General features: G+C 30.9%; 9 protein-coding genes. All 9 read left to right on the top strand.

Annotation, left to right across the window (positions count from 1 at the left end):
- The first annotated feature begins 13 nt into the window (after nucleotides 1-13).
- The 9 genes from ABNT22_RS11555 to ABNT22_RS11515 all read left to right on the top strand — a co-directional run bounded on the left by ABNT22_RS11555 (nucleotide 14) and on the right by ABNT22_RS11515 (nucleotide 16,205).
- Nucleotides 14-565 carry an RNA polymerase sigma factor gene (locus ABNT22_RS11555; protein ID WP_348718580.1) on the top strand — a complete coding sequence of 184 codons (552 nt, stop codon included), beginning with the start codon at nucleotides 14-16 and terminating at the stop codon, nucleotides 563-565.
- Nucleotides 558-1,142 carry a hypothetical protein gene (locus ABNT22_RS11550; protein WP_348718582.1) on the top strand — a complete coding sequence of 195 codons (585 nt, stop codon included), beginning with the start codon at nucleotides 558-560 and terminating at the stop codon, nucleotides 1,140-1,142. The genes ABNT22_RS11555 and ABNT22_RS11550 overlap by 8 nt, the downstream gene beginning before the upstream one ends.
- A complete protein-coding gene (locus tag ABNT22_RS11545; protein WP_348718584.1) occupies nucleotides 1,123-2,643 on the top strand; it encodes a hypothetical protein in 1,521 nt (506 codons plus the stop codon). The genes ABNT22_RS11550 and ABNT22_RS11545 overlap by 20 nt, the downstream gene beginning before the upstream one ends.
- Nucleotides 2,644-2,745: 102 nt before the next feature.
- On the top strand, nucleotides 2,746-4,227 hold the full coding sequence (gene cysS / locus ABNT22_RS11540) for a cysteine--tRNA ligase (protein ID WP_348718585.1): 1,482 nt from the start codon (nucleotides 2,746-2,748) through the stop codon (nucleotides 4,225-4,227).
- 6 nt (nucleotides 4,228-4,233) lie between these two features.
- Nucleotides 4,234-4,749 (top strand): GNAT family N-acetyltransferase, encoded by a 516-nt coding sequence (locus tag ABNT22_RS11535; RefSeq protein WP_348718586.1) that lies wholly within the window; start codon nucleotides 4,234-4,236, stop codon nucleotides 4,747-4,749.
- Nucleotide 4,750: 1 nt separating this feature from the next.
- Nucleotides 4,751-5,005, top strand: coding sequence for a membrane protein insertion efficiency factor YidD (gene yidD, locus ABNT22_RS11530; RefSeq protein WP_348718587.1), 255 nt, complete (start codon nucleotides 4,751-4,753; stop codon nucleotides 5,003-5,005).
- Nucleotides 5,006-5,011: 6 nt separating this feature from the next.
- Nucleotides 5,012-5,866, top strand: coding sequence for a prolipoprotein diacylglyceryl transferase (lgt, locus tag ABNT22_RS11525; RefSeq protein WP_348718588.1), 855 nt, complete (start codon nucleotides 5,012-5,014; stop codon nucleotides 5,864-5,866).
- A gap of 190 nt (nucleotides 5,867-6,056) precedes the next feature.
- A complete protein-coding gene (locus ABNT22_RS11520) occupies nucleotides 6,057-7,919 on the top strand; it encodes a hypothetical protein (RefSeq protein WP_348718590.1) in 1,863 nt (620 codons plus the stop codon).
- 375 nt (nucleotides 7,920-8,294) lie between these two features.
- The gene (locus ABNT22_RS11515) at nucleotides 8,295-16,205 is read left to right on the top strand and encodes a T9SS type A sorting domain-containing protein (protein WP_348718591.1); all 7,911 of its coding nucleotides are present in this window, start codon (nucleotides 8,295-8,297) and stop codon (nucleotides 16,203-16,205) included.
- Nucleotides 16,206-16,207 lie beyond the last annotated feature (2 nt).

Raw genomic sequence — 16,207 nt, 5'->3', positions numbered from 1 at the left:
TAAGAAATCAAAAATGAAGTCAACCAAACAGCTACATCATTCAGTAATTGAAGCTTGTAAAATAAATGATGCAAAAGCACAAATGCAGTTGTATGATTTGTATTGTGAAGCAATGTTCACAGTTGCCTTACGCTACGTAAAAGATTCATTTGTAGCTGAAGATGTTATGCAAGATGCTTTTATAAAAGCCTTTAAAAATATCAATTCATATAAAGAAGAAGTGGCTTTTGGAGCTTGGTTGAAAAGAATAGTAATTAATCAGAGTATTGATTGGTTAAAGAAGAAAAAATTAGAATTGATTTCCATAAATGAAGAAATTACATCTTCGGTAGTTGAAGAAGATGATTGGTGTGTAGCTTCTACTATTTCTTATCAAGAGATAGTAAGCTGCATTCAAAAATTAAAAGAAAAATATAGAGTGGTACTTACCTTATTTTTATTAGAAGGGTATGATCATAAAGAGATTTCTGAAATATTAGGAATATCAGAAGTTACGTCAAGAACTCATTTAATGAGAGGTAAAAAACAAGTACAAGAACAATTAAAAACAGCTCATCATGTCTAAAGATATCAGAGAAATATTACAAGAGAAGAATGAGAAGAAGGTTGAATTATCAACAAATCATAGAGCACGTTTTCAACAAAAACTAATGGAAGAGTTACACGATACTCCTGTAGTTAAAAAGAGAAACTATCAATGGTTATATGCTGCGGCTTCTATTGTTTTACTTTTAGGGTTTGCGATTACTTTTTATCCTAAAAGTAATATAGAACCAATTGAACCAGTGGTTTCAACAAAAGATGAGGCATCATCAAAACCTGAGGGATTAAGTTTAGGAAGTATATCTCCTGAATTGAAAACGGTAGAGGCGTACTACGTAAACTCTATTAATTACGAACTAAGTCAGTTAGAACTAACTAATGAAAATAAAGAATTATTTGATGGGTATTTATTACAATTAGAAAGTCTAACAAAAGAATATAAATCGTTAACCGATGAGCTCAATACAAAAGGAGTTAACGATGATACTATCAATGCATTGATTGGAAACTTGCAATTGCGTTTACAGCTGTTAAAACGTATGCAAAAACAATTACGTGAATTTAAAAATCCAACTCAAAATGACATTCAAACAATTTAAAACAAGTGTATTACTATTATTTGTTACAGGAACATTAGTAGCACAAAAATTTGATAAAAAATTTAGCGAGAAGTTTTATACAAATAAAGATGTAGTAGTTGATATTAAAGCGTCTAACGCTGAAATAGATGTAACTACATGGGATAGAAATGAAGTAGCTGTAGAAGCAGTTATTGAAGTAGATGGTTTAAGTAAAAAAGAAGCCGAAAAGTATCTAAATAATTGGAAATTTGAAGCTTTGGGTAATAAAGCTAAAATTCAAATTAATGCTAATAGAGGAAATTTCTATTCTTTTGGTAAAGATAACTTTGTAATGTTTAATCAACATGGAAATAGTTTTCCTGGGGTATATAGGGTCGCACCTCATGTAGAAGAAGAAGTAATTGTACTTCCTAATGTGACCGAAATAGAAATTCCAGATATTGATTTTGACGCTTTGGTTTTGCCAGATTTAGAAGATTTTGATTTCGATTTCGACAAGTACGCAAAAGATGGAGATAATTATTTTATTGAATGGAAGGATGGTGTAAATAGTATTACCATCAAATCAAAAAAAGAATGGGAGGAATTTAAGAAGTCAAAAGAATATAAAAAATTCAAGAAAAAGCAAGAAAAGCGCAAGAAAGAGTTAAAAGAAAGAGCAAAAGAACTGAAAAAAGAAAGAGAAGCGCATAGAAAAGAACGTCAACGACTAAGAGATGAAAAGAGAAAAGTTCTTGAAGAAAAAAGAAGAATTCTTAAGGAAGAAAGGGCTGCAATGCTAAAGGCTAGAGAAGAAATAAGAAGAATAAATAAAGAAGAAATAAAAAAGGCTGTAGCAGAAGCACAAAAGCAATTAAAAAATACACGTTTTAGTTATTCGTTTTCTTCTGATAGTAATGAGTTTACAGTAAATGGGAAGAAAGTTAAAGTGACAAAGAAAATCGTTATTAAAGTACCTAAAAATGCTACGTTTGATTTAAATACCCGTCACTGTAAAATTAAGCTACCTAAAGGAAAAGTAAACGGGAAGGTTAGCTATGGAGCTTTTAAAGCAGATGAAATTAATGGTGGGAAGTTAAATGTGTCATTTTCACCAGTAACCATAGAATCATTAAATGCCTGTACATTATTTTTAAATAACGTAACCGATGCCAAAGTTGCATCGGTTACGAATACAACTTTAGATACAAACTCTTCGGAAGTAGAAATCAGTAAAATTTTGAATGATGTTGAAGTAATTAATAAGTTTGGAGAGTTAACAATTTTAGAGGTAAGTCCGAATTATAGTACTTTTAAAGTGTTTTTAAACTCTTCAAGTGCCGATATTAATTTATCTAAAGTAAAGAACAAATTAGAGTATGTTATAGGAGAAAAATCAGCTGCGCATCGAAATAAACCAGCTATGGAGTTTTCCGTAAATGATAAATCGAAAAAAATTAACGGAAACTTTGTACTTTCTACTAATAATAAAACGCTTGAAATTAAAGGAAAATATACGCAATTAACTGTTCGTGAGTAAGATGAAAAGTTGAAAAATACTATGAAAAAACTTCACTAAAATTCCATTTCTATATTCTTTATAAAGTGCCTATCTTAGCGTCAGTTATTAGACACTTTTTCTATGGAATTATACAAAGAAAATCAACTTAAAATTTACAATTCGCTATCAAAAAGTAAAGAGCTTTTTGTACCTGTAACCGAAGGACGTGTAGGAATGTATGTATGTGGTCCAACGGTATATAGTAATGTACATTTAGGAAATATTAGAACATTCATGTCTTTTGATATGGTGTTTCGTTATTTATTGCATTTAGGATATAAAGTTCGATATGTAAGAAACATTACAGATGCGGGGCATTTAGAAAATGATGCAGATGAAGGCGAAGATAGAATTGCTAAGAAAGCACGCTTAGAAGAAATTGAACCAATGGAAGTAGTACAACGTTATACTGTTGACTTTCATAATGTAACTACTAAATATAATTTCTTACCACCAAGTATAGAACCAACAGCAACAGGACATATCGTTGAGCAAATTGAAATGATTAAAGAAATCATGGATAAAGGAATGGCTTATGAAGTGAATGGTTCTGTGTATTTTGATGTATTGAAATACAATGAGAATAGTAATTATGGAATTTTATCTGGACGTACGATAGAAGATGCTATTCATAATACAAGAGTTTTAGACGGGCAATCAGATAAGAAAAACCCACAAGATTTTGCACTTTGGAAAAAAGCAGATGAACGTCATATTATGCGTTGGCCTTCTCCTTGGAGTGATGGTTTTCCTGGTTGGCATTTAGAATGTTCAGTAATGAGTTCAAAATATTTGGGAGAACAAATTGATATTCATGGTGGAGGAATGGATTTAAAATTTCCACATCATGAGTGTGAAATTGCGCAATCTCATACATGTTCAGGAGTACAACCTGTAAACTATTGGATGCATGCGAATATGTTATTGTTAAACAGTCAAAAAATGGCTAAATCTACTGGGAACTATATTTTACCAGAAGAAATTTTAACAGGAGACAATACGATTTTACCAAAGGCATTTAGTGCTGGAGTAGTACGCTTCTTTAACATGCAAGCTCACTATCGCAGTATTTTAGACTTTTCAGGAGAGGCTTTATTGGCCTCTGAAAAGGGGTATAATAAGTTAATGGAAGCATTAAAGATGTTAAAATCAGTAGAAGAGAGTAAAGCTACTTCTGATTTTGATGTTTTAGCATGGAAGCAGAAATGTTATGATGCTATGAATGATGACTTTAATACGCCTATTTTAATAGCTAATTTATTTGAAGCAGTTAAGTTTATCAATTTATTAAAAGATAAAAAAGCAGAAATTTCTAAAGATGACTTGGCGCTATTAACTGCAACTTTAAATGCATTTGTATTTGATGTTTTAGGCTTAGTAGAAGAAGAGACACAACAAGGAACAAATAAGTTAGATGGGGTTGTGGAGATGCTGATACAAATGAGAAAGGAAGCTAGAGAAAATAAAGATTGGGCTTTATCTGATCAAATACGCGATGAGTTAGCCGCTTTAGGTATTCAGTTGAAAGATGGTAGAGAAGGAACAACATTTTCAGTAAATTAAATTCTCATGATTTTTACTTCTGAACGACTTGTGGTGAAAGCAATAACTAAAATTCATAAAAAGGAGTTTGTAGAGTTGTTAACAGCAAAAGAAATTATAGCGGCAATTCCTCAACAATGTCCTTCAGAAGAAAATATCAATATAAAATTCGAGAAGGCCATTGGTTTTGATGGAAATATCTCTGAAAACCCATTAAATATTTTAGGAGTTTTTGAAGACGGTCAAGATGAACTGATAGGTCTTGTGGCATTTCTTACCAATGATGAAGGTGATAGAGAATTGGGATATCGTTTCAGAAAACCTTACTGGGGAAAAGGATATGCAACAGAGATTACAAAAAGGATGATTGATTTTTCTTTTTCAGAGCTAAAGCTAGATAAAATTACGGCTGATGTTTGGGTTGAAAACATAGCTTCTAACAAGGTTTTGTCAAAGTTTTTAACACCTGTAAAAGAGTTTTATAATGAATACGATAATTGTACTGATAGAAGGTATGCATTGTTAAAAGAAGATTGGAATTAATTTGAAAAAAATATTAGCATATCCGTTTATATTATTGGTTCGTTTTTATCAAACGGCAATATCACCGTTTACACCTGCCACTTGTAGATATGATCCTACTTGTTCAAGTTATACAATCGAAGCCTTAAAAAAACATGGATTGTTTTATGGAGGCTGGTTGGCAACAAAACGTATTTTCAGTTGTCATCCATGGGGGGGAAGTGGATATGATCCTGTACCCGAAGTAAAGGAAAAAAAGAATAAAAATATAAAGTAAATATACATGAATTATTTATCCATAGTGTGGGATTGGAATCCTGAAATTTTTAATATTGGAGGTTTTGGAGTTAGGTGGTATAGCTTAATGTTTGTAATAGCCTTCGTATTAGGTCTTCATTTTATGAAGAAAATTTATATAGAAGATAAGATTCCAGTAGAAAAGTTGGATCCGTTGTTTATGTATGTATTTGTTTCTATGCTTATAGGAATGCGTTTAGGAGAAGTATTTTTCTATAGTTGGGCAGATTATCAAAATAATTTATGGGAAATAATACTTCCAATGAAAAGGCAAGAAGGGGCAGAAATGTTGTTTGGATTGGTGAAAGGCTGGAAGTTTACTGGTTATACTGGTTTTGCCAGTCATGGAGCAGCTATTGGAATTGTTATAGCCATGTATTTTTATGCTAAAAAACACCTTGAAGGAAAATTTTTGTTCATCTTAGATAGGTTAGGGATTATGGTTGCCCTATCAGCATTCTTTATTCGTTTTGGAAACTTCTTCAACTCAGAAATCTATGGAAAACCAACAGGTTCTAGTTTTGGAGTTATTTTTAAGAAAGCAGGAGAAACGGTACCACGTCATCCAACTCAATTATATGAAGCATTTAGTTATTTAGTTTTATTCTTTGCTCTATGGTATTTTTATTGGAAAACAGATAAGAAAAAACAAGAAGGATTCTTGTTTGGACTGTTTATGATTGGATTATGGGGACTACGTTTAGTTATTGAATACTTTAAAGAACCACAGGTAGAAGGAAGAGAAGATATTATTTTAGGTTTAAATACCGGACAATTATTAAGTATTCCTTTAATTCTAGTAGGAGTTTGGTTAATGTTTAGAAACAGAAAGAACTCATAAAAAAATTAATAATTTATAATAGAAAGCTCTGAGTATGTACTCAGAGTTTTTTGTTTTATAGGAGTTTAATAAGGTAATTTCATGATTATTTTTTACGATTAACTAGAATCAATGAAATTTGGAAGCTAGATTTAATTACTTTAATTTTAGAACCTAGTATTTAGATGTTTTAGTTGATTCAACTTTATTTATGATTAGAAATTTTTCCCTCGCAATTTTTATATTCGGTATAGTGCTATCTGGTTTCTCACAAACCAAAATAGACTCACTTCAACAACAATTAATTGAAGCAAAACAGGATGAATTAAAGTTAAAATTACTTGATACTTTATCTCATCAAATGATAAAAGAAAAGCATCCAGAACAATTCAAATATTTGGAAGACGTTATTCAATTAGCTAAAAAACTTGGAGATTTTGATTTAGCGGCTTCTAAAACACGTTTTATTGCGCAAAAGTATATTTATGGAGGTAAAGCAGATTCTGCCATATATGTAGTTGAGCAAATGTTAAAACACAAAGAAAAATTTACAACTGAAAAATCAGAAGGACATTTACTTTTAAAAAGGGCAGGAGCTTATTTTAATCAGGAATTATTAGAAAAAGCTGCAAAAGACTATGATAAATCAGGAGATTTATTTTTGATAAGTGGAGATTCAATTTTTGCAGCAGATGCTAGATATTTTGCTGGGCAGGTATATGTAAACTTAAAGGACTTTTTAACATCATTAGAAAGATATGAAGAATCCTATAAGTTGTATGCAATATTAGGAGATAAACTATATGCTAATTATGCTTTATCTGAACTAGCTAGTATTTACGGAAGAAACAAGTTTTATGACAAAGCTATTTTTGAAAGAAAAAAAGTTTTAAAAGAGCTCTTAAAAGGCAAAGAATATAAAGGGATAAGTACTATTTATATTCAATTAGCAGGGAATTATTTGAGTAAAAAAGAATTCGAAACGGCAAAAAGGTATGTAGATTCAGCATTGTATTATGCTGATAGTATTTCACATCCTGTAGTCAAATCAAGAATTAAAATACATGCAGAGGTTGGTAAATTAAAGTACTATTTGAATAAAAATGATATAATAAAGGCGAAGAAACATTTAGATTTAGCAAATGAACAACGTTTTTTAACGGATGCACCAGAGTACTATAATTCAGTTATGTTATTACCAAAAGCACAGTACTATAAAAAGGTAGGGAATTATAGTAAAGCAATAGAAATATTAAATGAGTTCGTGGCAAAAAAGGAAAAGGTTAATGACATTAGTAATTACATACAGGCGGAAAGAGAATTAGCAGAATTATATTTATTAAAAAAGGAGTACATAAAAGGAGCGCAGCATCAACAAAAGTATATAGAGGCGAATGAAGCATTCGAAGATGAAGTAAGAACGAATAGGTTTTTATATTATCAATCACAATTTGAGTCAGAAAGAAAAGACAACGAAATTTATAAAAAAGAAACGCAAATTTCTTTACTTGAAAAAGATCAAGAAATAGAAAAAAGTAAACGAAACATGTTGTGGTTACTATTATTGTCAATTGTAATAATTTCAATAACCGTTTCTTATTATATCTGGTTATTGGGGAAACAGAAGAGAAAAGCTTTAGATAAAAAAATAGCCAAGAATAAAAAGGAGTTAGCAGAGTTTACACAATTGCTATTAGAGAAGAGTAAAACTCAGGAATCACTTTCAGAAGAAATACAAAAACTCAAAGAAGAAATAGGAGCGCAAAAGTCTATTGATAAGTTGCAAGATTTAACAACGAATAAAATTTTAACGAATGACGATTGGTATACTTTTAAAGAAAAGTTTAAAAATGTATATCCGAGTTTCTTCTTAAAAATAAAAAGTAAAGGATTCGATTTAACTAAATCGGAAGAACGTTTGATTGCTATGGAAAAATTGTACTTAGATACCAATGAAATTGCAAGTATGTTAGCAATATCTCAAGATAGTGTTGTTCGAAGCAGATCTAGGTTGAGAAAAAAGATCAATGCGCCCAAAGGACATTCCTTATTAGAGTTTTTAGAAGCATCTTAATAGCTTGTTTTATCTGTTTGTTTATTAGTGGTTTAGTGTTTTGTCCGCTTTTTGTCCGCTTTTTGTCCGGAGATAAATACTATAAAATACGTTGTATTTTTTTTCTTTGATTCATATTTATAACCATAAGTATGAATCGATAATGCAGATTAAAATTAGAAAGAACAAAAGGCGTAAGGTAAGAGTTAAGAAAGACACTTTTTTGTTTTTCCCATTACTTCATAATGGGAGAGTTTTTTGGTTATCTAGGGTAAGACTTGAGAAGGCTTTTAATGGTTATAAGATGAAAATAATTAAGATTGAGTTTATGTCATAAACTTTAACTAAACACCTTTTTAAATACTGTAAAACTCACTAACCTCTCAAATTGTTCCGATGAAATTAAAACTATTATCTATTTTGCTTTTACTATTAAGTAATTTAGTAGTAGGACAACAAACCTATGTTCCAGACGATAATTTTGAAAACTACTTAGAAACGCATGATGCCGATGGAAATACGGTTTCAATAGGAGATGCATCAAGTATGGGAAACGGTATTGCTAATGATAATTATGTCATTATTGCGAATATTGAAAATGTAACCTCTTTAAATGTTTCCAATAAGGGTATTTCTAATATCTCTGGTATTGAAGCTTTTCAAAGTCTTCAATTTTTAAATGTAGATGGCAATAGTATTAGCACTATAGACTTATCAGCTAATTTAGAGTTATTAGAATTTTCAGCAATCTCAAATGATCTTGTTAACTTAAGCTTGATAGCAAATACAAAACTTGAGCGCGTTGATGTATCCGACAATGATTTGATAACATTTGATTTTAGAAATGGGAATAATGGTATTATAAAAACATTTAGAGCTATAGCAAATTATCAGTTGTTTTGTATTACTGTTGATAATATTGCTTTATCAAGCTTGGTGTTATGGAACGTAGATGCTCATACATCATTTGATGAAAATTGTGGAGTAAGTACAATTCCAGATGATAATTTTGAAGCTTTTCTAGAAGCAAATGGAATGGGGAACGGCGTAGCAAATGATAATTATGTTTATACGGTGAGAATTAAAGAGGTAATATCATTAGATGTTTCCAATCAAAATATTGGCAGTTTAGAGGGAATTGCCGCTTTTCAAAAATTAGAGGTTCTTAATTGTGCTCAAAATGATATAACATCGTTAGACATTTCCCAAAATTTATCATTAAAAGAGCTTACAACAGAATCGAATCCAATAACAAGTTTAGATTTAACAGCTAATACAAATTTACTCAAAGTTGATCTTGACGATAATGAATTAACGTCTTTAGATTTTAGAAATGGTAATAATGCACTCATACAAACGTTTAGTGCACGCGCTAATTACAATCTTTTATGTATTACTGTTGATGATAGTTCGTTGTCTAGCTTAGCGTTATGGACTGTAGATTCGGGAACCTCTTTTAACGAAGATTGTGATTGGACCTATGTTCCTGATGATAATTTTGAAAACTATTTAGAAACACATGATGCTAATGGAAATACTGTGTCAGTAGGAGATGCTTCGAGTATGGGAAATGGTATTGCCAATGATGATTATGTAACAACCAATAGAATAGCTGATGTAGAAGAGTTAGATATTGATAATTTAGGGATTACAGATTTAACAGGTATTGAAGGATTTACCGCGTTAAAGAAACTCGATTGTCAAGATAATACAATGACAAGTTTAAACCTTTCTTATAATCTAGCTTTAGAAGAGTTAAATTGTTACAGAATGGGGTTACAAAGTATAGATATTACTAAAAATGTAAACCTAAAAATAGTTCAAGTTTTTAGAAATGAGTTAACATCAATTGATATTAGTAACAATACTGCATTAACAAGAATTGATGCTTTTCAAAATCAGTTAACGTCAATAGATATTTCTCATAATATTGATCTAGAGTCAATAAGCTGCGCCAGGAATCAAATAGCAAGTCTTGATGTATCGAATAACACGAAATTGAAAAAATTAACATGTTATGATAACAACTTAACAAGTTTAGATGTTACCAATCTTCCAATATTAGAAGACTTAGATTGTGTGGAAAATAATCTTACAAGTTTAGATCTTTCTCAAAACCCAGAGTTATTGGAGTTACAGGTATATGAAAATAACTTAACAAGTTTAGATGTAAGTAATAATGTAAAGTTAATTGAATTATATGCAGAAAGTAATAGTATTACAAGTTTAGATGTTTCAAAGAATGTTGCTTTAGTTGATTTGTCAATTGCCTACAATCAATTGACCTATTTAAATATTAAAAACGGAAACAACACCAATTTAGATCATCGAGATTTTGATATTCGAAACAATCCTGGGTTAACTTGTGTAAGTGTTGATGATACATCATATGCAGAGACAACATTTACGCGTAAAGATGCCCAAACGGAGTATAAATTGTTTTGTACTCAAACCTATGTTCCAGATGATAATTTTGAAGCTTATTTAGAAACACATAATTCAGTTGGAGGAGTAGTTCCAGTAGGTGATATTACGAGTATGGGAAATGGTATTGCCAATGATGATTATGTTGGAACCGAACAAATAAAAAATATACTTTATTTGAATATCTCTAACCAAGGAATTACAGATTTTACAGGATTGGAGGGATTCACAGCCTTAAAAACGTTACAGGCTTATGGGAATACGGTTTCTAGTTTAGATATAACTGCAAATACAAATTTAACGGAAATTACTTGTAGTGATATGGGACTTACGAGTATAAACTTATCTAATTTGACAAAGTTAGGAAGGGCATGGCTAGGAAATAATAACTTGTCTACGATAGATTTAAGTTCTAATACGAACCTGAACTATTTAAATGTAGATAGGAATAACTTTACCGCAATAGATATAAGTTCTAACTTGATGCTTTCTGATTTTAGGATAAGAGAAAACGAGTTAACAGCACTTAATACAAGTAGCAATACCAATTTAACTAGACTATATTGTGGAGATAATGCATTGACTACATTAGATGTTTCTAATAACGCGCTTTTACAAACGTTAAGTTGTGGAGAGAATCAATTGACCACTATAGATGTTAGTACTTTGGTAAACCTTACTGATTTATTTATAGAAGATACTCCAACATTAACATCATTAGACGTTTCTCAAAATGTAAATCTTGAAGATATTGGTGTCAATGGAAACACATCATTGACGGCTTTAGATGTATCTGGCTTGACAAAATTAATAGAAGTGTATACTTACGGTAGCCAAGTATCTGAATTAGATTTTAGTAATAGTCCCGATTTTGAGTACGGAGAACTTCAAAATGGAGCATTGACCTCTTTAAACTTAAAAAATGGAAACAATAGTAGCGATATAGAATTGTATGCAACAGGAAATTCTAATCTTTTATGTATTCAAGTAGATGATACTTCTGCTAGCTACTTGAATAGTTGGGAAAAAGATGCTACTACAAGTTTTAGTAATGATTGTAACTGGAGCTATATACCAGATGATAGATTTGAAGATTATCTTGAAACACATGATGCTAACAATAATAATGTAGCGGTCGGAGATCCAACAAGTATGGGGAACGGAATTGCTAATGATAACTATGTGAAAACTGCCAATATTGAAAATGTAACCGATTTGTTTGTCGGATTTCAAGGGATTACAGATCTAACAGGTTTGGAAGCGTTTACTTCACTACAAGTACTATTTATATTTAATAATGTACTAACCAATACCCATTTGGATCTTACTGCCAATACAAATTTAAAAAGAATTGAGGCTAGTAGTATGGGACTAACCAGTATTGATATTTCAAATTTAACAGGATTAGAAAGGGTAGAAATATCTCGTAATAGTCTTACATCTGTTAACCTTGCTACTAATACAGCGCTTAAAGAATTAATCATTTCTACAAACAACTTAACAGGTTTAGATGTAAGTAATAATATCTTATTAGAAGATTTGCAAATTCACGAAACAACCTTAAGTAGTATAGATGTAAGTAAAAATGTCAATTTAACAAGAATAATAGGGTCTTTAAACCAATTTACTGAAATTGATCTAAAAAATAATCCATTATTGGATTACCTAAATTTGGCCAAAAACCCGTTTACTTCTTTTGATGTGAGTGGTTTAACGAACTTAGAAGAGTTAAATTTAGATGAAACCAATATTACCTCTATAGATATAAGTAAGAATACCAAGTTGACAGAATTTAGTGCACGAAACAATAGTGAATTAGTAGAGTTAAATGCAAGAAATGGAAACAATAGCAGTTTTACAGACTTTGAAGTAGATGGTTGCCCTAATTTAACATGCATTGAAGTTGATGATCCCACAGGAGCTTATTTAGCCAGTTGGGATAAAGACGTTACCGCTAGTTTTGCTGAATACTGTAGATTTACAAGCATTCCAGATGCTAATTTTGAGGCCTATTTAGAAACACATAATGAATATGGAGGAACAGTCGCTTTAGGAAGTTCGAATAGTCTCGGAAATGGAATTATTGATGACAATTTGGTACCAACAGCTAAAATTGAAAACATACAATTATTAACTCCTAGAAATGAGGGAATTGAAGATTTTACAGGAATTGAAGATTTTGTTAGTTTAATTCGCTTATGGATTGATGATAATTCCTTAACAAATACCAGTTTAGACTTAACAAAAAATAAGTTATTAGAAAATATAACTATTGGAAACACAGGACTTACAAGCTTAGATATTACAGGTTTGACCGTTTTAGAAAGTTTAGAAGCCTCAAACAATAGTCTTACTACTTTAGATATAAGTACCAATGTCGCTTTAAAGTTCTTAAATCTAGCAGATAATAACTTAACTAGTATTGATGTTACAAATAATGATTTAACAAGCTTAACGGTTACGAATAATAGTGTAAATACTATAGATGTAAGTAATCAATTGAATTTAGTCTCTTTATATTGTGAGAATACTAATATTACTTCGTTAAATATTCAAAATAATGTATTGTTAGAAAACTTAGAATGTGGTAAAAATTCGCTTACAAGTTTAGATGTAACCAAACAATTAGATTTGTTTTACTTATCGTTCAGCAATACAAGTATTGCTGAAATAGATTTAAGCAATAATTTGAATCTAAGTCGATTAATATGTGACAGTACTTCTCTTACCACTTTAGATTTAGGTAATCAAAATACCTTAGACAATTTGTCTTGTAAAAATGCTTCATTAACAAGATTGAACCTTCGTAGTGGTAATAATGCTGATTTAGATAATGTAGACGTTACAGGTAATCCTAGTTTAACATGTATTTCAGTAGAGGATCCAGCTGCTGCTGCATTATTAGGAACTTGGTTAAAAGATGCAACCGCGAACTATGCAGAGTATTGTAGAATGACTTATGTTCCAGATGATAATTTTGAAGCTTTATTAGAAGGTAGAGGTTTCGGTAATGGTATAGCGAACGATGATTATGTTTACACAGCTTTAATAGAAAATGAAACTAGCCTAATTATTCAAGATAATGATATTTCCGACTTAACAGGGATAGAAGGCTTTAAATCCATTGAGTTATTAATATGTCGTAGATCTAATCTAGAAACTATAGATATAAGTCAGAATTCAAAACTTACACATCTAAGCCTTGAAGATAATAAGCTTACTAACATAGATATTAGCACTAATACTGAATTGATGCAGTTAATTACTGGCGGAAATCCAATTGGAACTCTTGATATTTCAAGCCTTACTAAATTAGAAACTTTACAAAGTAATAATAATAACCTGTCTACAATAGATATCTCTAATAATCCATTATTAAGATCATTAAATATTAATGATAATAATTTTACCAACTTAAATATATCTGCTTGTTCAAGTATTTTACAATTAAGAATTGCCAATAATCAATTAACCTCTTTAAATGTAGCTAATGGAAATAATACTAACTTCACTTGGTTTGACGCTCAAGGAAATACTGGGTTAAATTGTATTGAAGTAGACGATATAAATCCAGATTCAGCTATTTGGCATAAAGATGCTAGTGCAAACTACGCTTTGTATTGCGAACTCACATATATAGCAGATGCTAATTTTGAGAATTATTTAGAAACACATGATGCAGATGGTAATGTTGTTGCGGTCGGAAATAGTTCAAGCATGGGGAATGGAATTGCAAATGATAATCAAGTAGCTACATCTAAAATAGAAAAAGTGATAGCTTTAGATATTAGTAGTCAAAATATTTCAGATGTAACAGGAATAGAAGCCTTTACATTATTAGAATCTTTAAATTTAGATTATAATGACTTAACTGCATTAAACCTTTCAAGTAATTCAAGTTTGAGAATCTTAAATGTTGCTGAAAATGATTTAACAGAATTAGATTTATCAGTTATTCCGACTTTAGAAGAAGTTGAATTACGTTCTAACAAAATCAGAACATTAACAGTCAATAATCCAAATCTTAAGAAACTTAGAGCAAGTAAAAATCAATACACTTATTTAGATGTTACGAATTGTCCACAATTAGAAGAGTTGGGGGTTACGCAAACATTGCTAGTGTCACTTGATGTTAGAAATGGAAACAATAATCTCATGGCTGATTTTAATGCGAGATTCAATGATTATTTAACATGTATAGAAGTTGACGATGCATCTGCTTCATATTTATCAACTTGGGATAAAGATGTAATAGCTAATTTTAGCGAAAACTGTAATTCGGTAGTTTGGTCTGGAAATGTTGATACGAATTGGCAAGAAACAAACAATTGGATAGGAAATGCTGCACCGCAAACAACAAGTAATGTTATTATTCCTAATAGTGTAACTACTCCAATTGTAGAATCAGATATCACTGTTGAGGTAAATGATTTATTTGTAGACTTTTTTACTTCATTTGATGTTGGTGAAGATGGAGGTGTGTTGGTAAATGAAGATTTTACAAATAATGGTGTCGTAACCATAAAATCATCAACAAACAAAAGTGGAGTACTTATTGTAAAAGGTATTTCAAATGGACAGGTTACTTATGAAAGAGGTGGATTAGTAGCTAATAAATGGAGTATTATTTCTGCACCTGTTTCAGGACAAAGTATTAAAGATTTTGTTGAGAATCCAGAAAACAATATACGAATAAATCCAACTGTAACACCTAATAGATATGCAGTAGGGTATTATGATGATAATAGAGCCTCTGGAGATAAATGGGTGTATTATACAACAGACGATTTAGCATCCAATAGCATTACTTTTGAAAAAGGAAAAAGCTACGCAATATCTCGTGGAACGGATGGAGCAGTTTCATTTATTGGAACCATAGAAACTTCAGATATCAATCAATCAATTGTGGCAGGACAATGGAATTCGATAGGAAATCCGTACACTGCGTTTTTACCTATGAATGAAAATGGAGGGGCCAATTTTGTAAATGATAACTTGGCTAACTTTGACCCTATGTATGTAGGAGCCTATGTTTGGGATAATTCTCAAAGCAAATATGTACCTAAAACATTGGTAAGTGCAGCAGCCTATGTAGCTCCAGGACAAGGATTCCTTGTAAAAGTAAGTAGTAGTGCAAGTTCAATTTCTTTTAAAGAAGCTCAGAGAGCATTACAACCTGTAACAGGAGGAGCGTTTAGTAGAGGAACTGAAGTGCCTACCATTAAATTATCTTTGGCATCAAAAGGAACCATTGTAACAACAAATATTAGTTATCGAACTAATGGAACAAAAGGATTAGATCCAGGGTATGATGTTGGAAACTTTGATGGAGCTGGATTTGATATTTATACACGTTTGGTAGATGGCTCTTCAGATAATAATTTTATCTACCAATCTTTGCCTATTGAAGGAAATGATGCCAATGTTATTCCTGTTGGAATTAAAGCACAAGAAGGAACGTCAATAGTTGTATCTTTAGAAGGAATTTCATTACCAGAAGAAGCAAAGGTATTTTTTGAAGATAAAGAACTAGCTAAACTTATTGATTTAACTAAAGAGGATTATCAATTAACGTTGTCTAAAGGAGAAAATGGAGTAGGTAGGTTTTACTTACACACAAAAATTAAGACCTTCATTCCAGAAGTAACTATAGATGGAATTAAATTGTATAATTCGAATCGTATGCTGTTTGTTGATGGAATTTATAACGAAAAATATGAGTTATCTTTGTATAACACATTAGGATCTTTGATTTATCAGGCCAATTTTGAAGGAACAGGAAAAGATAGTATTGATTTACCAATAGTTGAGACGGGTGTATATATCGTAAAAGTTAAAACAGCTGTTGGAATAAAGAGTAAAAAAATAGTTCTGAAGAAATAATC

The sequence above is a fragment of the Tenacibaculum sp. 190130A14a genome, from assembly GCF_964048965.1.
GTDB lineage: Bacteria > Bacteroidota > Bacteroidia > Flavobacteriales > Flavobacteriaceae > Polaribacter > Polaribacter polynesiense.
This window is presented reverse-complemented; position numbering and strand designations above follow the sequence as displayed.

What these genes read in the sequence shown, in the direction of transcription:
- ABNT22_RS11555 (WP_348718580.1), top strand. Translation starts at nt 14, where the DNA reads ATGAAGTCAACCAAACAGCTACATCATTCAGTAATTGAAGCTTGTAAA.
- ABNT22_RS11550 (WP_348718582.1), top strand. Translation starts at nt 558, where the DNA reads ATGTCTAAAGATATCAGAGAAATATTACAAGAGAAGAATGAGAAGAAG.
- ABNT22_RS11545 (WP_348718584.1), top strand. Translation starts at nt 1,123, where the DNA reads ATGACATTCAAACAATTTAAAACAAGTGTATTACTATTATTTGTTACA.
- cysS (WP_348718585.1), top strand. Translation starts at nt 2,746, where the DNA reads ATGGAATTATACAAAGAAAATCAACTTAAAATTTACAATTCGCTATCA.
- ABNT22_RS11535 (WP_348718586.1), top strand. Translation starts at nt 4,234, where the DNA reads ATGATTTTTACTTCTGAACGACTTGTGGTGAAAGCAATAACTAAAATT.
- lgt (WP_348718588.1), top strand. Translation starts at nt 5,012, where the DNA reads ATGAATTATTTATCCATAGTGTGGGATTGGAATCCTGAAATTTTTAAT.
- ABNT22_RS11520 (WP_348718590.1), top strand. Translation starts at nt 6,057, where the DNA reads ATGATTAGAAATTTTTCCCTCGCAATTTTTATATTCGGTATAGTGCTA.
- ABNT22_RS11515 (WP_348718591.1), top strand. Translation starts at nt 8,295, where the DNA reads ATGAAATTAAAACTATTATCTATTTTGCTTTTACTATTAAGTAATTTA.